The organism is Rhodococcus sp. NBC_00294, from assembly GCF_036163995.1.
Classification (GTDB): Bacteria; Actinomycetota; Actinomycetes; order Mycobacteriales; family Mycobacteriaceae; genus Rhodococcoides.
On the sequence record NZ_CP108043.1, the window covers coordinates 827,864 to 852,721 of the forward strand.

Genomic DNA, 24,858 nt, shown 5'->3' on the forward strand with positions numbered 1-24,858 from the left:
ATCGTGGCGTGCCGACAACCGCCGAGACGACGACCGAACCACCGGCCCCGGCGTCGAGACCGAGTCGATTCGCCTTCGGGAAGGCCGGAGGCCGGTCGGGACAGTTCGCCACCACGCGCATCGTCGCGATCGTCACGGGTCTGCTCGGCACACTTCTGGCGATCCTCACTCCGCTCCTGCCCGTCGAGCAGGACGCCGCGTCCGTCACCTGGCCGCAGGACGGCTCGTTCACCAGCGTCGAGACGCCCCTCGTCTCGTACAACCCGCTCTCGCTGTCGGCCACCGTCCCGTGTTCCGTTCTCGCCGACGCCACGCCGGGCAGCCTGGTGCTGTCCACCGTCGCGCCGCAGTCACCGGATGCCCGGCGCGTGGGCCTCGTGGTCACACGGACCGACGCCGGCGACGTCACCGTCGTGCTGCGCGACCAACTGCTGCTCTCGGTGCCCGCGGACACCGTGGCCGGCTGCGATGCGCTCACTCTCACCTCGACGCCGGAGAGCACCACCGCGGCGGTCGGCGATCTCACCGGCACGGCCCCGGGCGACGTGCGCCCCCAGACCGTCGGGGTGTTCAGCGACCTGACCGGATCCGCACCGGCCGACATGTCGGTACGCATCGACGTGGACTCCCGGTTCTCCTCATCACCGTCGACGCTGAAACTGCTCGCGATCGTGCTGGGGTCGCTCCTGGTCGTCGCGTCGCTGGTCGCACTGCACCGGCTCGACGACGCCGACGGCCGGCGCGCACGGCGGTTCTTCCCCCGGCACTGGCTCCGGGTCACCGGCGTGGATGCCGTGGTCGTGGGGACGCTGCTGCTGTGGCACGTCATCGGCGCCAACACCTCGGACGACGGATATCTGCTCAACATGGCGCGGGTCTCCGAGCACTCGGGATACATGGCCAACTACTACCGGTGGTTCGGCGTGCCCGAGGCGCCCTTCGGCATGCCGTACTACGACATGCTGGCCGCACTGGCCAAGGTGTCGACCGCCAGCCCGTGGATGCGCCTGCCCGCGCTGATCGCGGCCGTCCTGTGCTGGCTCGTCATCTCTCGGGAGGTCATCCCGCGCCTCGGTCGCGCGGTGCGCACCCGACCGGTGGCCGTGTGGACGGCCGGTCTGGTCTTCCTGGCCTTCTGGCTGCCCTACGACAACGGCCTGCGTCCCGAGCCGATCATCGCGCTCGGCGCTCTGCTCACCTGGTGCTCCATCGAGCGTGCGATCTCCACCGGGCGCCTGCTGCCCGCGGCCGTGGCCGTGGTGATCGCCGCCTTCTCCCTCGCTGCCGGACCCACCGGCCTCATCGCGATCGCCGCGCTGCTGGCCGGCGCGCGCCCGGTCATCCAGATCGTCGTCCGTCGGCGCCACGCCGTCGGACTGCCCGCGCTGCTGGCCCCGATCCTCGCGGCGGGCACCGTGGTGCTGTTCGCCGTGTTCGCCGACCAGACCGTCGCCTCCGTCCTCGAGGCCACCCGTGTCCGATCCGCGGTCGGACCCAACGTGAAGTGGTTCGACGAGCGGTACCGCTGGGACGCTCTGCTCAACATCTCGCCCGACGGATCGCTCGCCCGCCGCTTCGCCGTCTTCGCGATGCTGCTGTGCCTCGTGACCTGTCTCGTCGTGATGCTGCGTCGCGGCGGCCGGATCCCGGGAACGTCGACCGGTCCGTCCCGCCGCATCCTCGGCATCGTCGCCGGAGCCCTCGCCCTCATGATGTTCACGCCGACCAAGTGGACGCACCACTTCGGCGTCTACGCCGGGCTGGCGGGGTCTCTCGCCGCGCTCGCCGCCATCGCCGTGATGTCGGCGACGGAGCGTTCACCGCGCAACCGGACTCTGTTCACGGCCGCCGTCCTGTTCCTCACCGCGCTGGCGTTCACCGGGTCCAACGGGTGGTGGTACGTCTCGAGCTACGGCGTGCCGTGGTTCGACAAGCCCCCGTCCATCGCCGGCAAAGGCTTCGCGACGCTGCTGCTCGGGCTCACCGTGCTGACGCTGGCGTACGCCGCATGGCAACACTTCCGCGCTCCCTACGTCGGCGCCGAGCCGGCGCGGACCCGGCGTTTCAGCGGGGCCTCGCTCACCGTCGTGGCCGGCCTCGTGGTGCTGTTCGAGGTGTTGTCCCTGCTGAAGGGCGCGGTGTCGCAGTACCCCGCGTACTCGGTGGCCCGGTCCAACGTGAACTCGATCCTCGGTCAATCGTGTGGCCTGGCACGCGACGTCCTGGTGGAGACCGATCCGAACGCCTCGATGCTCCAGCCGCTGAACCCCGAGCCGGGCGCCGACCCGCTCGCCGGGACCGCCAGCGTCGGCTTCACCCCGAACGGCGTCGCCGGCGATCTGAGCGCCGATCGCGAGAGCTCGGGTGCGACAGGCGGAGCCAACTCGGTCGACCCCTCGGACACCGATCAGCAGGCCACCGCGAACAGCGCGGGCACCGGGGGCGGCACCACCGCCGGCACCGGCGTCAACGGCTCGCGGATCGCGCTGCCGTTCGGGCTGGACCCCGCGACCACGCCGGTTCTCGGCAGCTTCGGCTCCGGTGACGCCGCACCGGCGAGCCTCACGTCCGGCTGGTACGCGCTGCCCGACGCCGCGCAGCGAGACTTCCTGTCCGTCACCGCCGCGGGTCGTATCCGCTCGGTCGACACCGACGGCATCGTCACCCCGGGGCAGAGCCTCGAGGTTGAGTACGCCACGGTCGGGGCGGACGGTGCCGAGGAGATCCTCGGACGCGTCGCGCCCATCGACATCGGCCCGCAACCGTCGTGGCGCAACCTGCGGGTCCCCCTCGACCAGGTCCCGCCGACCGCGAACGCTGTGCGACTCGTCGCCTCCGACGAGGATCTGGCGGGCGACCAGTGGCTCGCCGTCACCCCGCCGCGCGCACCGCGGACCACCGTTCTCAACGACGTCGTCGGGTCCACCGACCCGGTGCTGCTGGACTGGTCCGTCGGACTCGCGTTCCCGTGCCAGCGGCCGTTCGACCACCGCTACGGAGTCGCCGAACTGCCGGAGTGGCGCATCCTGCCCGACCGCAACGGGGCCGAGTCGACCAACGCCTGGCAGGACTCCGTCGGCGGCGGCCCTCTGGGCTGGACCGGACTGGTCCTGCGCGCGGAGACGGTACCGACCTACCTGGCGGACGACCTCCGTCGCGACTGGGGATCCCTCGAGCGCTATCTGCCCCTCGACCCGGACGCGGTGGCCGTCGAACCCGACGTGACCACGTCGTCGCGTTCGGGCATCTGGTCGCCCGGACACATCAAGTACCAGTAAGTAACCAGCGAGTGCAGCAACCGGATCACGGTCGCATAACATCGGGAGCCGTGCCCGACGCCCTCACCTCTTCGCCGACCGCGCCGACACCTGCCGGCCCGGATCGCTCGGTGGACGTCCGACAGCAGTACCGCACCACCCGCCTCGTGGCGATGGTGGCGGGGGTTCTCGGTGTTCTCTTCGCGATTCTGACCCCGTTCCTTCCGGTCACGCAGGACGACGCCGTCGTCCAGTGGCCGCAGGACGGCACCGTCGACAGTGTCGATGCACCCCTGATGTCCCAGGTGCCGGTCTCGATATCGGTCTCCATCCCCTGCAGCGCCGTCGCGGACGTGCCGGCCGCGGGCGGCATCCTCCTCTCCACCGCGCCGCCGCAGGGCGAGGGCGCCGCGCTGAACGCGATGTTCGTCCGCGTCGGCGAGAACACGGTCGACGTCCTCGACCGCAACGTCGTGATCGCCTCCGCCCCGCGCTCCGAGGTGCAGTCGGCCGCGTGCGGGGCGATCACCTTCGAGTCGACCATCGATGCCACGTCCGCGTCGTTCGACGGGCTCGTGGACGCACAGGGCAATCCCCGCGCGGGTCAGCTCGGCGGCGACCTGCGGCCCCAGGTGGTCGGCGTCTACTCCGACCTCGCCGGCAGCGCCGAGCAGTACCCGGGCCTCGACGTGTCGATCGCCGTCGACTCCCGTTTCTCGTCGTCGCCCACCGTGCTCAAGCTGCTCGCCATGGCCGCCGCCATCGCCTGCACGGCGCTCGCACTGAGTGCGCTGGCCAGGCTCGACGGTGTCGACGGCCGCACCCACCGCCGCTTCTTCCCCGCGCACTGGTGGAGGGTCACCGGTATCGACGCGGTGGTGGTCGGCGCACTCGCCGGCTGGCACTTCTTCGGCGCCAACACCGCGGACGACGGGTACCTGCTCACCATGGCCCGCGTCTCCGAGAACGCCGGCTACATGGCCAACTACTTCCGCTGGTTCGGCGTCCCCGAGGCGCCCTTCGGCTGGTACTACGACGTGCTGGCCGCGTTCGCCAAGATCTCGACGGCGAGCCCCTGGATGCGCCTGCCCGCGCTGATCGCCGGCATCCTGTGCTGGCTGGTCATCAGCCGCGAGGTGGTCCCGCGCCTCGGGCGCGCGGTGCGCGTCAACTCGGTCGCCGTCTGGACCGGCGGACTGGTCTTCCTCGCCTTCTGGCTGCCGTACAACAACGGGCTGCGTCCCGAGCCCGTCGTGGCCCTCGGCGCCCTGCTCACGTGGTGCTCCGTCGAGCGCGCCATCGCGACCGGACGGCTGCTCCCCGCCGCCATGGCAGCGCTGATCGGCGCCTTCACCCTCGCCGCCGCACCCACCGGCCTCATGTGTGTCGCCGCGATCCTGACGGGCATCCGGCCGCTGGTGCGCATCGTCGTCAAACGGCACCGCATGGTCGGGACGCTGCCGCTGCTGGCACCCATCGCCAGTGCCGGCGTGCTGGTCCTCATCGTCGTCTACGGGGACCAGACCTTCGCGGCGGTCCAGGAGTCGACGCGTGTGCGCACGCTCATCGGTCCGAACCTGCCCTGGTACAACGACTTCCTGCGGTACTACTACCTCTTCGTCCAGACGGTCGACGGATCGGTCGCCCGCCGCTTCGCCTTCCTGACCATGCTGCTGTGCCTCTTCACCACGGTGTTCGTCCTGCTGCGGCGCAAGCGGATCCCGGGCGTCCCGTCCGGTCCGGCGTGGCGTCTCATCGGTGTCGTCTTCGGCACCATCTTCTTCATGATGTTCAACCCGACGAAGTGGACCCACCACTTCGGGGTGTACGCCGGCATCGCCGGTTCGCTCGCGGCGCTCACCGCCGTCGCGGTCTCGGCCAGTGCACTGCGGTCGCGGCGCAACCGCACCGTCTTCGTCGTCGGTCTCGCCTTCGTTCTCGCACTGTCGTTCTCGGGCATCAACGGGTACTGGTACGTCTCGAGTTACGGCGTGCCGTGGTTCGACAAGGTGGTCTCGGTCAAGGGGATCCAGTCCAACACCGTGCTGCTGATCCTGTTCTTCGCCGCCGTCGGACTCGCGGCATGGCACTATCTCCGCGAGGGATTCGCTGCGCCGCAACCGAAGCCCGGAACCGAACGCGGGCGGCGCATCCGCAAGTTCGCGGCCGCGCCGCTCACCGCGGTGGCCGGGTTGCTCGTCCTGTTCGAGATCCTCTCGCTCCTCAAGGGTGCCGTCTCGCAGTACCCCGCCTACTCGCTCGGTCGCTCCAACGTGCAGGCGTTGGCCGGCAACAGCTGCGGACTGGCCGGGGACGTCCTCGTGGAGTCCGACCCGAACGCCGGTGTGCTGTCGCCACTTCCGGGACCGGTGGACACTGCCACGGGCCCACTGGGCGGCGCCGAGCCCGTCGGCTTCACACCCAACGGCATCCCCACCGACCTCAGTGCCGACGCCGTGGAGGTCAAGCCCGGACAGGGCAACACCGACCAGCAGTCCGTGGGCGCGTCCTTCGAGGAGGGCCAGTCCTCCGGTACCGCGGGTGGTGTCGGCGCCGCCGGCGTCAACGGCTCCACCGCGCGCCTGCCCTTCGGGCTCGACCCCGCCACGACACCCGTCCTCGGCTCGTACCAGACCGGGGTGCAGACACCGGCCTACGCGACGTCGAGCTGGTACGGCCTCCCCGCGCGCAGTGACGACGCGCCCCTGGTGGTGGTCAGTGCGGCCGGCCGCATCTGGTCCGAGAACCAGGAGACCGGCGAGAACACGTACGGTCAGTCGCTCCGCGTCGAGTACGGCGTCCGGCAGCCGGACGGCTCGGTGCAGGTCCAGGGCGACTACCTCCCCAAGGACATCGGCCCGGCACCGTCGTGGCGCAACCTGCGCATCCCGCTCGACGAGCTCTCCCCCGATGCGGATGCCGTGCGTGTGGTCGCCAACGATCCCAACCTCACCGGTGACCAGTGGCTGGCCTTCACGCCGCCCCGCGTGCCCGTGGTCGTCCCGCTGCAGGAGGAGATAGGCACGACGCAGCCCGTCCTGCTGGACTGGGCCGTGGGGCTGCAGTTCCCTTGCCAGCGTCCGTTCGACCATCTCGACGGCGTCGCCGAGGTGCCGAACTTCCGCATCCTGCCCGATCGCGGGTTGGCGGTCTCGTCCACCGACACGTGGCAGGCCGCGGAGAACGGTGGCCCGCTGGGCTTCACCGAGATGCTGGCGACACCCACCACCGTCCCGACGTACCTGAACCACGACTGGGGACGCGACTGGGGTTCGCTCGAGCGCTACGACAGGTTCGATCCGAGCGCGTCCGCAGCGACCGTCGAGGTCACCGAGCAGACCCGGAGCGGGCTGTGGTCGCCGGGGACGCTGCGGGTCTACTAGACAGCGTTCGTCACCCTGTGGGATCCGCCGGCGCGATAGGCGACGGGTGTGAGCACGAGTTCGGCGCGGGGACGCCGTCGAAGCGGTCCTGCAACCAGTCGACCGCCACCAGCCCGCCGACCTTCGCCGTGTCCTGGTGTGCCACCTGGCCGATCCAGGCGACGTCGGACTCGGGAGACGGTGCGGAGCAGGCCGTCCGGGCCAGCAGCGCCGTCGTGTTCGGGAGGACGACCGTGTCGGCGAGGCTCTGGACGACGAAGAGGGGTACGTCGACGCGCGAGAGGTCGATTGCCTGATCCGCTGCGGCGGCAGCCCAGTCCGGGTTCTGCATGGGGTCGGAGTCGAAGAACTGCTCCCCCTCGGCGCGCTCGAGCAACAGTTCGGGCAGTTCGTCCGTGATGCACCCGTCGGCCAGCGACCGGTAGCGCGACATCGCCGCGTCGCCGAGCACCCCCTCGAGCGGCAGGTCGGGATACACGACCGGCCACGAGACCGCGACGCTGGGCCCGATCCCCCACGCCACGAACGTGTTCCACTGCTCGGAGAACAGCGGACCCAGCAGCGCCGCGGGCGCCGCCGCCGCCGCGCCCACCGACCGGAGCTCGGGCGCGTAGTCGGCGAACATCGCCGTGCCGATCGCCGCGTGACCGCCCTGCGAGTGCCCGAACGTGGCGTACACCGAACTCGCCTGCGCCGGAGCGTGATCGCGCGCCGCCCGCACCGAGTTCAGAACGTCCTGCGCCTCGCTGCGGGCGATCAGATAGTAGGTGTCACCGGCGGTGCCGAGGCCCGTGTAGTCCGTCGCCGCGACGACCCACCCGCGCTCCATCACGGACGGCAACCAGTTCGTGAAGTCCAGGGTGTCCATCGTCGGGTGGTACCGCCGCGACGGGGTGCACTCGTCTCCGAAGCCGAGCGTGCCGTGAGACCACGCCAGAACCGGACGCCCACCCGGCGGCGCCGGTGCCGTCGGCACGATGAGCATTCCGGACGAGACGGCGGGCGACCCGTCGGGACGCTGGGTGCCGTAGAGCATCCGGTAGGCCGTGCCGCCGGGCACGTCCAGATCGTCGATCGGCTCGATGCGGATCAGCTCGCCCGGCGCGGCAGGCGTGTCCGGTGACTCGTAGAACGACGCGATCGACTCCTGGAACCGCGCATCGTCGCGAGACGTCGTGGACGACCGCGTGATCACCACCGCCACCACCGCGGCCACCACCAGCACCACGACCGCTCCGACGCAGGCCAGGACGACCACGGTCCGTCTCATGGCAGCACGATAGCCCCGGCGGAACTAGATCGGGAACAGATGCTGCTTTCTCGGTCGCGGTTCCTTCGCCTTGTCGCGCAGGATGTGCAGGGCCTTGCGGATCTCGAGACGCGTGGTGGACGGCTCGATCACGGCGTCGATGTAACCGCGCTCGGCGGCCACCCACGGCGTCGCCACGTGCTCGTTGTAGAAGTCGATGAATCCCTGACGGATAGCCGGGGCGTTGTCGCCCGCCTCGGCCAGCTGCTTGCGCGCCATGATCGACACCGCACCCTCCGCGCCCATCACCGCGATACGTGCTGTGGGCCAGGCGAAGTTGATGTCGGCGCCGAGCTGCTTCGACCCCATCACCGCGTATCCGCCGCCGTACGACTTGCGGATCACGACGGTGACCTTGGGGATCGATGCGCACACGTACGAGAAGATGAACCGGCCACCGCGCTTGATGACGCCGATCTTCTCCTGCTCGAGCCCCGGCAGGAATCCCGGTGTGTCCGTGACCAACACGAGCGGGATCTCGAAGGCGTTGCAGATGTTGATGAAATGAGACGCCTTGTCGCTGCTCGCCGCGTCCAACGCGCCGCTGAGGTGCATCGGCTGGTTGGCCACCACTCCCACCGGACGACCGTCGACGCGGGCGAACCCGACGATGATGTTGGACGCGGTCTGTGCGGTGAGTTCGTGGAAGTCACCGTCGTCGAAGATGCGCAGCAGGATCTCGTGCATGTCGTACCCGGCGTTGTCCGAGTCCGGCATGAAGGTGTCCAGCGAACGATCGTCGTCCGTGATGGTCGGCTCGAGACCGGGGTTGATGACCGGGGGCTGCTCGTGGCAGTTCGACGGCAGGTACGACAGGTACTTGCGCACCCACTCGAACGCTGCCTTCTCGTCCTGAGCCACGTGGTGCACGTTGCCGTACTCGGCCTGCTTCCGGGCACTCCCGAGATCGTGGAGGCTGACGTCCTCGCCGGTGACGGACTTGATGACGTCCGGGCCGGTGACGAACATGTAGGCCTCTTCGGTGGCCACGATGATGTCGGTGTTGATCGGCGCGTACACGGCGCCGCCGGCGCACTTGCCCAGGATCACCGAGATCTGCGGGCACATGCCGGACAACGGTTCCTGCCGACGACCGAGCTCCGCGTACCAGGCCAGCGACGTGACGGCGTCCTGCACACGCGCGCCGCCCGAGTCGTTGATACCGACGCACGGGCAACCGACATCCGCCGCGAACTCCATGATGAGCGCGACCTTGCGGCCGAACATCTCGCCGACGGTGCCGCCGAACACGGTCTGGTCGTGCGAGAACACGGCGATCGGTCGGCCGTCGACCGTGCCGTGGCCGGTGACCACGCCGTCGCCGTACAGCGAGTCCTGGTTGCCGGGCGCGCGGACGAGGGCGCCGATCTCGACGAAGGAACCCGGATCGAGCAGCATGTCGATGCGCTCGCGCGCACTCGGAATGCCCTTCTTCGCGCGCTTGGCGATGGCGACGTCCCCTGCGGGTTCCCGCGCCACCTCCAACTTCTCGCGCAGTTCGGCCAGCTTGGCGGCAGTGGTGCTCACGTGTGCGACTCGCTTCCCTCCGGCGTGATCGACGCCGAAATGTCTCGCATCTTGCCCGTCAGATCCGCGGCGATCGCGCGGATGTACGGCTCGTCGATCACCGCGAGGTGGTCACCGCCGATGTGCACGATGTCCAGATTCGGTGCGAACGGCGCCCAGCCGCCGTGCGGCTCCCGCTTGCCGAGCCGAGGCTCGAGCGCGATGGCGTCGTCGTGGTACTTGTCCGCCATGTAGAGCGTGACGTCCCCGTCGTAGTGCTGGGGCCGGGCGGTCTGGATCGCGCGGTTGTCCAACCAGGACGTGCGCTGGTGCTCGATGATGCCGCTGGGGATCTTGGCGCTGCTCATCTTGACCATGTCCATGATGATCTTGATCTGGCCGTCGTCGTCGGCCTGTGCCAGCTTCTCGTACGGCAGCGGGTAGTCGACGTTGTAGAGCTTCTTGCCCACCTGCGCGTAGCGCTTCCAGCGGAGCTCGATCTCCTCCGGGGTGTCCGGGATCGGCTCGTACGGCATGACGGTGTCGATGAGCCCGACGTAGCGCACGTCGGCGCCCTCCTCGCGGAGCATCGTCGCGACGGCGTACGAGAGCACACCGCCGAGGGACCAGCCCATCAGCACGTACGGCCCGTCGCCCTGGATCTCCCGGAGCAGGGGCAGATAAGCGCGGGCGCGATCCTCGATCGGTCCCTCCGTGCGCTCGAAGCCGTACATCGGCGTGTCCGCCGGGAGTCGCTTGAGCAGCGGCTCGTACACGACGCACGAACTGCCCGCGGGGTGGAAGACGAACACCGGCACCGCGGTGGAGCCCTCCGGGCGAGCGCGCAGCGTGCGCACCAGTCCGGTGACGTCACCCGACTCGAGGAACGGCCGCACCACGTCGGCGAGCTGCTCGATCGTCTCCGAGTCGAGGATGTCGTCGAACGTGATCTCGCCCTTCGACCGCTCGCTCAGACGCTCCGCGAGCTTCTCGGCCGTCGGATCGTCCAGCACGGGAAGGGGATTGAAGATGCCTCTGGCGGACTGCCCCGTCACGACGGCCCACGTCGCAAAGGTGAGGCGCTCCGCGGCGTCACGCGGTGCGACGTCCGTCCCGGTCGCCTCCGCGAACGACTGTGCGTCGCCCACGTCGGTCACCGCGTCGGACACGGGCGCCTCGAACGCCGTCGCCGTGGTCGGGCCCGCCTGGCCGCTGTCGGATCCCGGTACGGTCTCGTCGACCGCCGTCTCGGGCTCGGCGATCACCGGATCCGGCTGTGCGACAGGGGGTTCCTGCTCGGGCGTCTGATCGGCGGCCTGCTCGGCCGTGCGCTCGCGTTCCTGCTGCTCGGCGAGCGCCGCGACCTCCTCGCGATTGTCCAGCGCGTAGCGGAGGTACTTCTCCACCTCACGCAGGCTGGCGTCGCGCACGGCCTGCAACTGCACCTGGGGGATGTCGAACTCGAACTCCACGCGGTTCTTGATGCGCACGGCCATCAGTGAGTCGAGACCCAGTTCGATCAACGGGATCTCGGCCGGCAGATCCTCCGGCGCGTACCCCATCGACTCGGCGACGATGATCGCGAGACGATCCTCCATCGTCTGGGTCCCGTTCGGGATCCAGCGATCGCCGAAGTCGTCGACGACCTCGGGTTCCTCCTCCACGAACGGAGCCGCCGCGGCGGAATCGCCTGCGGGAGCCAGTGATCCGACACTGCCCGCCGCGGTGACCACGGCGTCGGCGACCGGCACGAAGAGGGTGCCGTCGTTCCAGTGCACCTGGAGGGACGCACCGCCCGGATGCGGGGTGAGCGTGGTGGTGAGAGAACCGGTGGTGGGCACGGGGCGCTGCGTGACCACGGCGCCGACCGTCACGTCGCCCAGCACCTCGCCGGCGAGTGTCGACACCAGATCTCCGATGGCGGACACACCGGCCACCGGTGTCTCCCAGACGACGCGGCCGTCGGGCAACGCGACTCGCGCGCCCCCGGCGCTGCCGCTGCCCAGATGCACCGCGGCGTCGATCCAGTGGTGTTTGCGCACGAAGGCGGTGCGTGGCAGGTCCGCGTACTCGCCGGGTCCGAACAGACTCGACAGCGTCACGGCATGGCCGTGCACGTAGAGGTCGGCGAGTGCGGCGAGGAACGTCGCGGGCTCGCTCTCCTTGCGCTTGAGCGTCGCGATCAGCGTCGCGTCCGGGACACCCGTCGCCCACGCCGTCGCGGCGACGGACATCAGCGCCACCGGATTGGGCGACAACTCCACGAAGGTGGTGTAGCCGGCATCCACGGCCAGCTTGACCGCCTGGGTGAACCAGACGGGATGGCGCATGCCCTTGGTCCAGTACTCGACACCGTGGATCGGCTCGTGACCCGCGCGGTAGAACGCTTCCCTGTCCACCGACGAGAACACCGACACGGCGAGTGGGGTGGGCTCGATGCCCATCAGTTCGGCCGCGAGCTCGCCCAGCAACGGATCGACGGCCGAGGTGTGTCCGGCGCCCTTCACGTCGAGGATGCGGCCCATCTTGCCGAGCGACTCGGCGTACTCGACCAGCTGTCGCACCGGCTCGGCCGGTCCGCCCACGGTCGTGTGCGTCGGCGCTGCGTACACGCTGGGCTCCACCCCGGGGAAGCGGTCGGTGAGGTCGGCGACCTCCTGCGCGGAGAATTCCACCAGCGCCATCGCGCCGGCCTCGGCGTCGCCGAGACCTTCCTGGCCCTCGCCGAGCAGTCGCGAACGCGCCACGATGATGCGCACCGCGTCCTCGAGGTTCAGACCACCGGCGGCGTACGCGGCGGCGACCTCACCCATCGAGTGGCCCACCACCGCGGTCGGCGCGGCGCCGTACGCACGCAGCGTCTCGACGAGCGCCACCTGGATCGCGAAGATCCCGACCTGCGAGTTCTCGAAGTCGTACGTGAGCGAGTCGTCCGAGACGATCGCCCGGATCGAGTACCCGGACTCGTCCTCGATGAGCGCGTCGACGCGATCGAGCGCCGCGGCGAACAGCGGCTCGGACGCGTAGAAGTCCTTCGCCATCGTGCGGTGCTGCGCACCGAAGCCGGAGAACACCCACACCGGGCCGTTGGACGCGGGCGCGTCGGCGGAGAACACGCCGGGGCCCGGCTTGTTGTCGGCGACGGCGCGCAGTCCGGCGACGGCCTCGGCACGCGTCGTGGCGAGCACGACGGCGCGGGAGCGCCCGTGATTACGACGGGCGAGGGACCGACCGAGAGCCTCGAGGTCCGTGGTGCTGCCGACCTCGGACTCGATCCAGTCGGCCAGATCCGATGCCGCACGACGACGGCGCGACGGCATGCTCGCCGACACGGCGAGGAGAACGGGTCCCGGCTCCGGCGCCTCCTCGGACTCGGCCGGAGACGCCGACACACCCGCGAGTACCCGCTCGATGTCCGCCGGCGTCTCCTCGGGAACGCCCACGGGCTCCCCGATCAGCGCTTCCGGATCGACCGCTGTCGAATCGAACTCCGGCGAATCGAACTCGGGTGCGTCGGCAACGCTCGGCGCCGACGCGGCGGGAACGTACTCGCGGACCACGACGTGCGCGTTGGTGCCGCCGAAACCGAAGCCGGAGACACCGGCGATGGCGGTGCCGGAGTACCGGGGCCAGTCCGTCGCGGTGTCGACGACGCGGAGCCTGGCCGCGTCGAACGGAATGTAGGGGTTGGGTCCGGCGTAGTTCAGGGACGGCGGCACCTGGTTCTCGCGCATCGCGAGGATCACCTTGATGAGCCCCGCGGCGCCCGCGGCACTCTCGAGGTGGCCGAAGTTCGTCTTCGCGGAACCGAGCAGCGCGGGCTTGTCCGCGTCGCGTCCGCGGCCGACGACGCGACCCAGTGCATCGGCCTCGATGGGGTCGCCGAGGATGGTGCCGGTGCCGTGCGCCTCGATGTAGTCGACGGTGGTGGGCACGATGCGGGCGTCGCGGTAGGCGGTCCGCAGGACGTCGGCCTGGGCGTCCGGGTTGGGCGCGGCCAGCCCGTTCGAGCGACCGTCCTGGTTGACCGCGCTGCCCGCGATGACCGCGAGCACGGTGTCCCCGTCGCGCTCGGCGTCCTCGAGACGCTTGAGCACCACCAGGCCGCCGCCCTCCGAGCGGATCATGCCGTCGGCGTCCGACGAGAACGCCTTGATGCGGCCGTCGGGTGCGAGCACGCCGGTCTGCCCGAATCCGAGCGTCGCGGCGGGCGAGAGCAGCATGTTCACGCCGCCGGCCAGGGCCAGGCTCGACTCGCCGGTGCGGAGGCTGCGCACCGCCTGGTGCACGGCGACGAGGGACGACGAGCACGCGGTGTCCAGCGCGACGGACGGCCCGCGGAAGTCGTAGAAGTAGGACACGCGCCCCGCGACGACGGCGGTCGACGTGCCGGTCAGTGCGTAGGGGTGCGGGTCGGGATCGCTGACGGCGATCATCTGGTAGTCGTTGGTCGACGTGCCGATGAAGACGCCGACCTGCGTGCCCTTGAGTTCGTTGGCCGGAATCCGCGCGTCCTCCAGCGCTTCCCACGTGAGCTCCAGCGCGAGGCGCTGCTGCGGGTCGACGTTGGCCGCCTCGCGCGGCGACATGGCGAAGAACTCCGCGTCGAACGTCTTGACGTCGTCGAGGTACCCGCCGCGGGTCACCGTCTTCTCCACCGCCTCGGCGATGGCACGGTCGCCGAGGAACTCGGACCACCGGCCCTCGGGCAGATCGGTGATGCCGTCGCGTCCGCCGGACAGCATGTCCCACATCTCGTCCGGCGTGTGGCCGGCACCCGGGAAGCGGGTGGACACGCCCACGACGGCGATGTCGTGACTGTCGTCGGTGGTGCCGGACAGGTAGAACGCGTCGTCGGTGGTGCTGCTCTCCGACTCGGGCTCCCCGTCGATGATGCGTGTCGCGAGCGAGGCGATCGTGGGGTGCTGGTACGCGACCGTGGCCGTCAGCGTGACGCCGACCAGATCCTCGATGTCGCCGCTCAGCGCGACGGCGTCGCGGGACGCGAGACCGAACTCCTCCATCGGACGGTCGTCGGAGATCTCCGAGACGTCCTTGCCGGTGGCCTCGGCGACCCAGGCGCGGAGCCAGTCCCTCAGCTGCGCGACGGTCATGTCGCCCGCCTGCGGGGCCCCGGCGTCACCTGTCGGCTCCGGTGCGGACGTCGTTGTCTCTTCTTCAGCCATCAGCTCGCCAAACTACCCGCGTCGGGTGATCAGTCTTCGGGATTGTCGGGGAACGCCGTCTGCTGGTAGCCACCACGCAGCGTGCCCTCGATGTACGCCGCCTTGCAGGCCCGACGCGCGATCTTGCCGCTGGACGTACGCGGGATCGAACCGGCGGGAACCAGGAGGATGTCGCGTGCCGTCACGCCGTGGCGAGTCGAGATCGCCGCACGCACGGTGTCCGCGATGGGCTGCGGATCCGCCTTGCCGGCGCCCGGCGCCCGCTCGGCCACGATGACCAGCTGCTCCGACGAGTCACCCGGGTCTCGGGTGAGTCCGGCGCCGCCGTGCTCGAAGACGAAGTCGGGAAGCTGGTTCGCGGGCACGGCGAAGGCCGCCACGAAACCGGGGCGCAGGGCCGTGCTCGCGTCCTGGGCGGATGCCTCGAGGTCCTGCGGGTAGTGATTGCGGCCGTCGACGATGACCAGGTCCTTCACACGACCGGTGATGTAGAGCTCGCCGTCCACGTAGACACCGAAATCGCCGGTGCGCATCCAGTTCGCGCCCTCGGCCGCACCGTCGGCGTGGCTGTTCTCCGTCTGGCGCGAGACCAGCTTGTTGTGGAAGGTCTCCGAGGTCTCCTTCTCCCGGCCCCAGTAGCCCTTGCCGATGTTCTCGCCGTGCAGCCAGATCTCACCGACGTGCCCGTCGGGAACCTCGGACGCGGAGTCGGCATCGACGATGGCGGCCCACTGGCTGCGTGCGACGTAGCCGCACGACACCTGCGGAATGGAGTTGGGCGTTCCCTCGGCGACCTGGACGACACGTCCGGAGTTGAGCTCCGTGCGGTCGACGTGGATGACCTTGGCCTCGTCCGAGTGCTTGGTGGAGGAGACGAACAGTGTCGCCTCCGCCATGCCGTACGACGGCTTGATGGCCGTCTTCGGCAGTCCGTACGGCATGAACGCGTCGTTGAACTTCTTCATCGACGTGGTGGTGACCGGCTCGCTGCCGTTGATCAGGCCGATGACGTTGGACAGGTCCAGCGACTCGCCGTTCTTCGGCAGGCCGCGCTGTGCCGCGTGCTCGAACGCGAAGTTCGGTGCAGCCGCGAACGTGCCGGCCCCGTCGGACACGGCGGCGAGTTCCTTGATCCATCGCCACGGCCGCTGCACGAAGGCACGCGGGCTCATGATGGTGATGTACTTGCCGCCCAGCGCCGGCAGGATCACCGTGAGCAGGCCCATGTCGTGGAACAGCGGCAGCCACGTGACGCCGCGCGAGTCGTGGTTCAGCTCGATCGCGTCGACCATCTGCAGGGCGTTGACGCCGACGGCGCGGTGCGTGATCTCCACACCGGCCGGCACGCGGGTCGATCCGGACGTGTACTGCAGGTACGCGATCGCGTCGATGTCGGTGGGCGGCTCGGTCCAGGTGGCGCCGACGCTGTCCGGGATGGCGTCGACCGCGATGATGCGGGGGCGCTGCGCCGCGGGAAGAGCGCGGAAGAACTGGCGTACACCGGCGGCCGAGTTGGTCGCGGTGAGGATCGCCGACGGCGAGCAGTCGTCGAGCACGGCGTGCAGGCGGTCGCTGTGTCCGGGCTCGTCCGGATCGAAGAGCGGTACCGCGATGGTGCCCGCGTACACGGCACCGAAGAACGCCACGACGTAGTCGAGGCCCTGCGGAGCGAGGATCGCCACGCGGTCACCGGGCGACGTCACCTGCTGCAGGCGCGCGGCCACGGCGCGCAGACGGGCACCGAACTGCGACCAGGTGAGCTCGTGCACCTCACCGTCGCGCTCCCGCGAGTAGTCCACGTAGCGGTAGGCCAGGTCGTCGCCGTTGTCCGCGACGTTCTGCTCGACGTGGCGGACCAGCGTCAGATCCTCGCGGATCACGATGTTGCCGGTGTCGTCGACGAAATCGTCGAACGAGTTACTCATCATTCTCTCCTCCGAAGCAGTGCGACACCGCCGGCTACACGACACCGCCCAGTTCTGATGTGGGCGCGGTCTGCTGGATGCACGCGCTCGTTCTCGAGCGTCGTCATCTTACTCACCGGTAAGTCTCACCGGTCCCGCTCACCGATCGTGACAGCGAGAACCACAAGCATGGTACAGACCCGCCGAGCGACGACCGTCATTCTCCCGCCAGCAGCGGAATGACCGGAGCGAAGGCGTCCATCTGCGTCGGGAAGACACCGACGTACGACATCGTCGTCCGGGCCCGCACGTTCCGGATCTGGTCCGCGATCTCCTCGAAGCTCCCGATCGCGATGTACGGCGACTCCAGGATCTGCTCGACGGTCAGACGGGTGTCGACTTCCATGTTGGGCGGGAAGCCGTTGTCGAGCGCACCGATGACCATCTCCGCCGTCTGCTCCCGATCGTCCGAGATCAGGATGGTCGTGATGGTCCAGTTCAGCTCGATGTCGGCGAACCGGTCGCCCGCAGCGGCGCGGATGAGCTCGACGCGCTCGATGCTCTTCTCCATGGTGATCTCGGACAGCTTGAGCTTGCCCTCGCGCGTGGTGCTGGGGACCAGGGAGATGATGTCGGCGTGCTTGGCTGCCATCGCGAGCATCTTCGGGCCGCCGCCGCCCACGGCGATGGGAGGCCGGGGGCCCTGGCGCGGCCGCGGGCTGCCCTGCAACCCGTTCACCTGGTAGTGCTTGCCCTGGAAGTGGCACTCCTGCCCACGCATCAGGGTGTCGAGAATGGTGAGCGACTCGTCGAGCTTCTCGATGCGCACACCGGGGCTCTCGTAGGCGATGCCCGCCTTGTCGTACTCCTCCTTGAGCCAGCCCGCACCGATTCCCAGCTCGAGCCGTCCGCCGGAGATCTGGTCGATGGTCGTCGCGTCCTTCGCCAGCACCGCCGGGTGACGGAAACCGTTCGCGAGGACTGCGGTCCCGAGGCGGATCTTGTCGGTGGCGACGGCCAGCGCGCCGAGCGCGGCGATGGGGCCGACCTGGTTGCCCAGGTGGTCGGGAATCATGAAGCTGTCGAAACCCAGCTCCTCCGCCTTCTGCGCCAACTTCACGAAACGCCGTGCGCCGCCCTCGTCCGGGTTGCCCTCACCGCCTGCCGCGAAGCGGAACGTGCGCAGTGGCGCAGTGGTGGCCGCGGCGTCGGCAGAACTCATGAATTTTCTCTCCTGCAGCGTCGAGGGAAGGTGCGGTGGCCGGAGTCGAAGCCGACTCGCCACTCTAACCGTTACCGGCTCGAGACCAAAGTTGCCCCGCGCAGCACCTTCCGTCAGCTGTGAGCAGGCGTCGGAGCCGACGCGACGAGCCCCGCCGCCCAGTTCGCCGTCCACTGTGTGGCGGTGGTGCCGGCGTCGTCGACGACGTACCGAGCGTAGTTGCCGTGCACCGGATTACCCGCCGCACCGGCCAGTGCGGTCAGCGACGACGGGATGTTCCGGAGCGACATCGCCTCGGGCGGCGCCGCGCAGATGAGGTCGCCGGGAGCGCAGATCGAGAAGGTCCGATCGGCGAGCGCACCGAACCCACCCTGGCGGGCACCGGTCATGGTGATTCCGGGTACGTCGAGACCGCCGAGAGCCACCTCCGCGCCCACGCCGTCCACCGGCGGGCCGATCTGCTGCGCGCTGGTGCCGTCGCGTCGGCCGTCCGCGATGACGGTGACGCCGAGGACTCGCTCCGCCGGAACCGGACCCGCCCCTGCGCCGATCGACGCGGCGAGATCGCCGACGATGACTGCTCCCTGCGAGAACCCTGCGAGCACGTAGGACGTGAGCGGGCACTCCGAGGACCGCTGCGCCAGGATCTCGTTCGCCTTCGCGGCGCCCTCCGACCGGCTGACGTTGTACGAGGCCTGGCCGTCGGGCGGGAACGCGATGGGATTCGAGAACTGCGCGACGTACGGAACCGTGTAGACCTCGGCGCGCTCGGGGCCGAACTGCTGCTGCAGCGACTGAGTCACGTTCAGCATCAACGAGATCGGGTTCGCGGTGGGAGCGTAGGGATCGTCCGCCGCGTTCGACTCCCACGTGCCCGGCACCGAGAGCACGAACACGTCGGGGCACGACGCCGGCTGCGAGGTGGGCGGCTCGGCGCCGGGAACCTGCGGCTCACCGGGACCGGGTGTCGTCAGTCGACCCGCGAGCAGGTACCAGAGCAACAGCAGGACGAGGACGACGACGAGCGCGACCGCGAGCAGGACGAGCAGTGTGCGCGCCACCGAACGCCGACGCGGCGGCCCGGGCCGACCGGATCGTGTCACGAGGCGCCGCCTATCCGCAGTACGTCGAGCGCGCGACGTCGACGTACGTCTGTGCGGTCCGCGACGCGTCCTCGGCGCTGATGGTCGCACCGGACGCCGACGCCTCGGCACCGACGTTCGCGGTGACGAAGGTGAGGACCTGGTCGTCCGCCACACCCTCGGACTGGGCGGCGCAGATGTAGCTCGCCGTGCCGATGGCGATGTCGCCGTTGCCGGCCACCGTGACGCCGCGGGACTTCAGAGCGTCGAGGAACGCGGTTCCACGGGCGTCGATCGGCACCTCGGTCGGGCCGGGGAAGCCACTGGGCACCGGTTCCGCCTCGTCGGGAGCGGTCGCCGCCGCGCCCGGACTCGTGGTCGCGCCAGGCGAGGTCGACGTGGCGGACGCGGACGTGGAGGTCGGCGCCTCCGTCGTGGTCGCAGCGGCGGTGGCGCTCGACGTGAGGGACGGCGTGCTGCTGGCCGAGGAGTCGTCGCCGCCGCACGCGGTGAGCAGAGCACCGGCCGCGACGGCCAGCATCACGGGAGCGACGGTGGTGGCGAACCTCGAGGTCACGAAAACGTCCTTACTGTCATCGGGGCACGGCAACTGACAGCGGACGGTACCGGCACGGTCTGAGAGGACTCTGTGTGCGGGAAGGCCGGAGGCCGGCCGCGGGGCGAAGTCCCACCGTGTCGGCACCGCCCGGTGTCGGGTCAGGGAACGATCTGGACGACGCCGTCCCGCACCGTCACGAAGCCGTTCTGGAAGTTCTGCTGGACACCGCCGGGGATGTCGAACTGATCGCTGGTGACGTATCCCAGGCGACCGTTCTCGTACCCGACGCTCTTCCACGCGTCGAATATCTGGCCGTTGAGGATGGACCACGCGCCGGTCGCGGGCGACCAGTAGATGTTGCCGCCCTGGAACTCGGTGAAGCGACCGCCGTCACGGACCGGGACCTCGTTGGTCTTCGCGAAGCCGAGTGCCCCGTTCTCCCACCCGAGCTGGCCGTACTTCTCCATGATCTTGCCCATCACGGCGTGCGTGCCGGTGTCGGGCGAGAAGTACATCGCACCGATCTCGAAGCCCTGGACCGCACCCGGCTTGTTCGGGGTCTGCACCTCGTCGCGCAGCGGGTAGCCCAGCGGCCCACCCTCGTAGCCCTGGCGGGCCCACTCGTCGAGAATCGCGCCGCGCACTGCGTGCGCACCGGTCTGCGGGGTCCAGTAGACCATTCCGTTGCGGAACGAGTTGTAGCGTCCACGGCCGTCCGGGGTTCCGAGCTCACCCGACAGCGGCATGCCCAGTGCACCGGCCGGACCACCGTTGGCCGCGTACGCGCCGCCGATCGCACCGGCGACCACGTGCGTGCCCCCGTCGGAGGAGAAGATGCGACCGAACCGGAAGTCCTGTGCGCGCCCACCCGCGACGTCGTACTCGGAGGTGAGGCAGTCGCCGAGCCATCCGTTGGCGCTCGCGGTGCCGCCGATGTTCCCGCCGACGCTGCACGCGGGCTTGTCCACCTCGACGCCGAGGGCGGTGGCGATCTGCGGCCATGCCTGGCGGAGCTCGAACTGCCAGTACTGCCACGAGTGGGTTCCGGACGGCCGGTAGTTGATCGAGGCCGGGATGCCGAGCTTGTTGAGCTTGGTCGCGAACGTCTGCGACGTGAGCCGCGACAGGATCTCGAGACCCATGCCGGCGTAGTTCGTGCTGATGCCGGGGATGTCGGACTGCTGGTCGTACGGTCCGGCGGTACCGCTGCCGCTCGAGACGTACAGGCTCATGCCCTTCAGCTTCTCCGCGAGAACGTACGGGTCGTGCTGAGCCCACAGCTCGCTCGACGGCACGCCCCACATGGCACCGGCGTCGAAGCCGCCCGCGTCCTGCATGGCGTACCCGATGGCCTGCGGCATGCCGAGCGTCGTGGTGCTGAGGATGCCGGAGAACGATCCGGCGAATCGGAAGAAGCCCGGGTTCCGCGCCGAGAGCGTCATCGCGGCGGTGCCGCCCATGGAGAGACCGGCGACCGCGCGCGTCTGGTTGGAGCGCCAGTCACGCTCGAGAATGGGCGGGAGCTCCTTGGTCAGGAACGTCTCCCACTTGTAGTTCCGGCCGTTGTTCTGCTCGGCCCAGTCGGAGTAGAAGCTCGACTGACCGCCGACGGGCAGCACGACGTTGACGTTCTTGTCGGCGAACCAGGACTCGGCGTCGGTCTCGGCGGTCCAGCCGTTCTCGGTGTCGGTCGCGCGCATGCCGTCGAGCATCCACACCGACGGGAACGTGGCCTGCGGGTTCTTGTTCCAGTCCCGCGCGAGCAGCAGCTGCACCTGGATCGGGACTCCCATGGACGGCGAGTTCACCCACACCGCGACACGGCGGTCGGTGATCCAGTCGACCGCGGACACGGTGGCGCCGGCATCCGCCTGCGCGCGCAGCGGCGCTGCCTGGACAGGTGCCGCGTGGACCGGAGACGCGACCGCCGTGGCGGCCTGGCCCCCTGCGAGCGGAAGAACCATCGTGACCGCCAGGGCGGACAGGATCCGCGCTCTCCGGCCGTTCGGAACTCGCATGTGTGGGACTCGCTTCCTCGAAACGTCAGACTGTGCGGGGCCGTCGGCGTGCCGGAGAGGTCCGGTACGTCGAGAGTGCCGCCGATCTTGTTCTACACGGTCACGGCGACGGTCTCGGGGAGACTCGCTGTGACTGGTGGTGCAAATGTTACTGGAGTCGCCTCAGAACATGCGACAGCCCCGGACACCGTCGCCGAAGCGAGGGCCGGGGCTGTCGACTAGCGAGCTGACTCAGCCGATGTTGGCACGCAGGTCGGGCATCATCTGCACGATCTGATCGAACCAGTAACCCCACCGGTGCGTTCCCTGCGCGGGGAAGCTGTAGGTGACGTTGTTGGCGCCGATCGAGGCCATGCGGACCTGGAACGCGCGGCTGTTGGCGAGCGCCAGAGCTTCGAGGCCCATGCCGTTGGCGGTGTTGTAGTAATCGAGCAGCGAGCCCGGGCGGTCGTAGTTGCCCGGGAGACCGCTGGCGGCCGAGACCCAGACTCGCGTGCCGTTGTCACGCAGACGCGGCGCGAAGACGAACGGGTCGTTGCGCAGCCACGCCGGGTTCCAGGGCGGTCCCCACATGCTGTCGACGTTGTAGCGACCGGCGTCGAGCATCGCGACGCGGATGGCCTCGCGCATGCCGGGCGCCGAGATGTTCAGGTAGCCGGACAGCGAGCCGGCGTAGCTGAACTGGTTCGGGTGGTACGCGGCGAGCGTCAGCGCAGCACTGCCGCCCATCGACAGACCGACGATGCCGTTGTTCTGACGCGAGAAGCCGAGGTCACCCGCTGCGAGACGGTTGGGGAGATCCTGCGTCAGGAACGTCTCCCACTTGTACGTGATCTGCTGGCCGTTGAAGTTCGACGGTGCGTACCAGTCGGTGTAGAAGCTGGACTCACCGCCGACCGGCTGGACGACGTTGATGTTGTTGTCCGAGAGGAACGAGCCCGCATTGGTCTCGTGCTCCCAGCCGCTGATGTCCGGCGTCGCGCGGAGACCGTCGAGGAGGTACACGACCTTCGACGTGTTGCCGTCGGCGGCGCGCCAGACGCGACTCTTGATCGGACCCATGGACGAGTCGGACCAGACGTCGAATCCGGCACGGATCTCGGCGTTGGCAGTGGCTCCGGTTCCCACGACCGCGAGGCCGAGGGGGATGGCGGCGGCCATCACGACGGAGACGAGGGCCTGACGCATACGTCGGCCCACTCGGGGGGTGCGCAGGCGTGAAGCCTTACGCGGCAGAGCGCTGTCGTCACCAGCGACATCGGTAACGGACCCGTCACGCATACATTCGGCCTCTCACAGTTCCGTGCAGCCGGACGGCCGCACCGCTTCGTCGATCGATATCCGGTCACGCTCCGAGGAAGACCTCGGAACCTGAACCATCGGTCTCGTCTTCCGCGCACGATCGCCCCGCGGGCGATCCTGCACGTCGACGCACATCATCTACACATATCTCCGCCGACGGAGACAGCGTTACACAAACGAGATGCCGGAATCCAGCCGGGACGTCGAAATCGGAATACTCACGACACCGAAACGCCATGACCCGGTGATCTCACTGTGACGCGGATCTCACTTGCCGCACATCGTCACGATGCGGGCCGCTCCGGGGGCATCTCCAAATTACACCGTTGTATTTCGTACTTCGGCACCCGGTCGAATCGGTACCCCGCGAGATCCAACGAGTGCTTGAAGTTCTGCACGAATCGGGCCCGCGTGAGCTCCGAACGGTAGGACGTCAGCAGTTCCTGCGTCTCCGGACAGGTCAACGCGACCTGCGCCTGCTCCACCCATTCCTCGTCCAGATAGAACGGCAGGAAGGGATGCACGTCCACCATTCCGGTGTCCGCGACCACCCAGTCCGTGTACAGGTTCTTGTCGTGTCCGATGCGGCCGTTGTCGAGCCGTTCCGTGTGCGCCGCCAACGGATACGCCAGGCCCATCTGATCCAGCACCCGGACGTCGAGCCCCACGTTCATGCTGGTCATTCCCAAGTTGAGGAAGTAGACGACGTGCTCGTCGCCGCCCTCGGGAATCGGCAGGGGCGGCGGCACCACGTCCCAGTAGGTGAACTGCGCGGACGGCAGCAACAGACCGCCGTCCGGCGTGTTCTCGATGGTCTGCACCATTGCCCGCATGCGCGGGTAGTCCAGGTAGTCGCTGGCCAGGATCGGATGGCGGTGGCCGGTGTTCTCGGAGTAGAAAGCCCGCTCGTCGACGATGCCGCTACGCCCGACCGTCGTGCCCTGCGGCATGCCGGTGGTGGTGGCCGCGAAGACCGCCCAGACGACCACGCCGAGCCACAGCGCGACGCACGACACCAGCGCCACGATCCCGCGCCGCAGCGGGATCGGCACGACGGCGACCGGGAGCAGCAGCAGGAACAGCGCGGGGAGCAGAGTGCGGCCGTGCATGAAGTCGCCGCCCACGCGCACGGCGTACACCGTGGAGATCAGACCCGACACGAGCGCGAAGACCACCACGGCGCTCGGCGTCCGGATCCGCGAGACCAGTCCGGCGAGACCGCTCGGCGCCTCGCCACGGCGAGCCGCACCGGGCCCGATCCGGGTGGCGGCCAGTGCCGCGGCCACGACGACCAGCACCGCGGGCACCCACAGGGCGTAGGGCCCCACGAGGTTCCACAGATACGTCGAACCCTGCGCCCACTTGGCGCCGCCGGCGTCCTTCGACACCGCGGTGTTCGGGTACGGCAGCGCGTAGTAGCCCATGCGCCAGATCTGGTAGCCCACCGGGAGCAGACCGGCGACCACGACGACGGCGCCGCGGCGGATCCATCCCGACGTCGCGACGACGAGCATGAGGAGCGCGAGGCCGCCGACGATGACGAGTTCCGGACGGACGAGGGGCGACAGTCCGCCCCAGAACGCGATGACGAGCACGAGTGCCGTCGACGGGTTCTCCACCCGTCGGTCCGCCCACCGGAGCATCAGCCACCACAGGACCGCGATCCAGAAGATGACCAGGCACGACTCGAGGCCGGACGTCGCGAAGTCGCGTGCCGGCGGTACGGCGATGTAGACGAGCGCTCCTGCGGGGAGCACGAGCACCGCGCGCCCGGCGTACAGGCGTGCCGTGCCGATCATCGCGACCGTGACGGCCGCCGTTGTCAGCACGAGGGCGATGGTCAGCACCACGTACTCGAGGCGGACACCGCTGAGCCAGGAGAAGGCGTACACGACGTAGGTCCAGGCGGCGCTCGTGTTGGTCTCGACGCGCTCGCCCGCGTTGAACACCGGCCCGTTGCCGGCCAGGAGGTTGCGGACCGTGCGCAGCACGATCAGTCCGTCGTCCGCGATCCAACGGCGGTCCCAGGCGCCCCAGAAGGTCAGCACCGCGACCACGGCGATACCGGCGACGCCGGTCGCTCGGGCCCACCCGGGCGTTCCCACCCGGTCCTCGGCCCGCGACTGCTCG

12 protein-coding genes are annotated in these 24,858 nt (G+C 69.4%); 2 read left to right on the plus strand and 10 right to left on the minus strand.

The annotated features are described in order from the left end of the window. The first annotated feature begins 8 nt into the window (after nt 1-8). Entirely contained in the window at nt 9-3,278 is a 3,270-nt protein-coding gene (locus OHB23_RS03980; protein ID WP_442973017.1) for an arabinosyltransferase domain-containing protein, read from the plus strand. Between the two features lie 50 nt (nt 3,279-3,328). After that, nucleotides 3,329-6,640, plus strand: a complete 3,312-nt coding sequence (locus tag OHB23_RS03985; RefSeq protein WP_328810927.1) for an arabinosyltransferase domain-containing protein — start codon at nt 3,329-3,331, stop codon at nt 6,638-6,640. A gap of 10 nt (nt 6,641-6,650) precedes the next feature. Here the strand turns inward: OHB23_RS03985 and OHB23_RS03990 are convergent, their stop codons facing one another. The 10 genes from OHB23_RS03990 to zomB all read right to left on the minus strand — a co-directional run bounded on the left by OHB23_RS03990 (nt 6,651) and on the right by zomB (nt 24,833). Beyond that, complete coding sequence (locus OHB23_RS03990; protein ID WP_328810928.1) at nt 6,651-7,910, minus strand: lipase family protein; 1,260 nt, start codon at nt 7,908-7,910, stop codon at nt 6,651-6,653. Nucleotides 7,911-7,934: 24 nt separating this feature from the next. Then, the gene (locus OHB23_RS03995) at nt 7,935-9,476 is read right to left on the minus strand and encodes an acyl-CoA carboxylase subunit beta (RefSeq protein ID WP_056443109.1); all 1,542 of its coding nucleotides are present in this window, start codon (nt 9,474-9,476) and stop codon (nt 7,935-7,937) included. Next, nucleotides 9,473-14,569 carry a polyketide synthase Pks13 gene (pks13, locus tag OHB23_RS04000; RefSeq protein WP_328810929.1) on the minus strand — a complete coding sequence of 1,699 codons (5,097 nt, stop codon included), beginning with the start codon at nt 14,567-14,569 and terminating at the stop codon, nt 9,473-9,475. The genes OHB23_RS03995 and pks13 overlap by 4 nt, the downstream gene beginning before the upstream one ends. Before the next feature lie 101 nt (nt 14,570-14,670). Further along, a complete protein-coding gene (gene fadD32, locus OHB23_RS04005) occupies nt 14,671-16,566 on the minus strand; it encodes a long-chain-fatty-acid--AMP ligase FadD32 (protein ID WP_027507279.1) in 1,896 nt (631 codons plus the stop codon). 196 nt (nt 16,567-16,762) lie between these two features. Next, a complete protein-coding gene (locus tag OHB23_RS04010; RefSeq protein ID WP_027507278.1) occupies nt 16,763-17,767 on the minus strand; it encodes an LLM class F420-dependent oxidoreductase in 1,005 nt (334 codons plus the stop codon). Between the two features lie 113 nt (nt 17,768-17,880). Then, nucleotides 17,881-18,870: a cutinase family protein gene (locus tag OHB23_RS04015; protein ID WP_328810930.1), complete on the minus strand. Its 990-nt coding sequence runs from the start codon at nt 18,868-18,870 to the stop codon at nt 17,881-17,883. A 10-nt stretch (nt 18,871-18,880) separates the two neighbouring features. Then, the gene (locus tag OHB23_RS04020; protein WP_027507276.1) at nt 18,881-19,426 is read right to left on the minus strand and encodes a DUF732 domain-containing protein; all 546 of its coding nucleotides are present in this window, start codon (nt 19,424-19,426) and stop codon (nt 18,881-18,883) included. Nucleotides 19,427-19,566: 140 nt separating this feature from the next. Next, the gene (locus OHB23_RS04025; RefSeq protein ID WP_328810931.1) at nt 19,567-21,426 is read right to left on the minus strand and encodes an alpha/beta hydrolase-fold protein; all 1,860 of its coding nucleotides are present in this window, start codon (nt 21,424-21,426) and stop codon (nt 19,567-19,569) included. 231 nt (nt 21,427-21,657) lie between these two features. Beyond that, entirely contained in the window at nt 21,658-22,614 is a 957-nt protein-coding gene (locus tag OHB23_RS04030; RefSeq protein ID WP_231476482.1) for an alpha/beta hydrolase, read from the minus strand. A gap of 398 nt (nt 22,615-23,012) precedes the next feature. Continuing rightward, nucleotides 23,013-24,833, minus strand: coding sequence for a flagellar motor control protein ZomB (zomB, locus tag OHB23_RS04035; RefSeq protein WP_321163703.1), 1,821 nt, complete (start codon nt 24,831-24,833; stop codon nt 23,013-23,015). Nucleotides 24,834-24,858 lie beyond the last annotated feature (25 nt).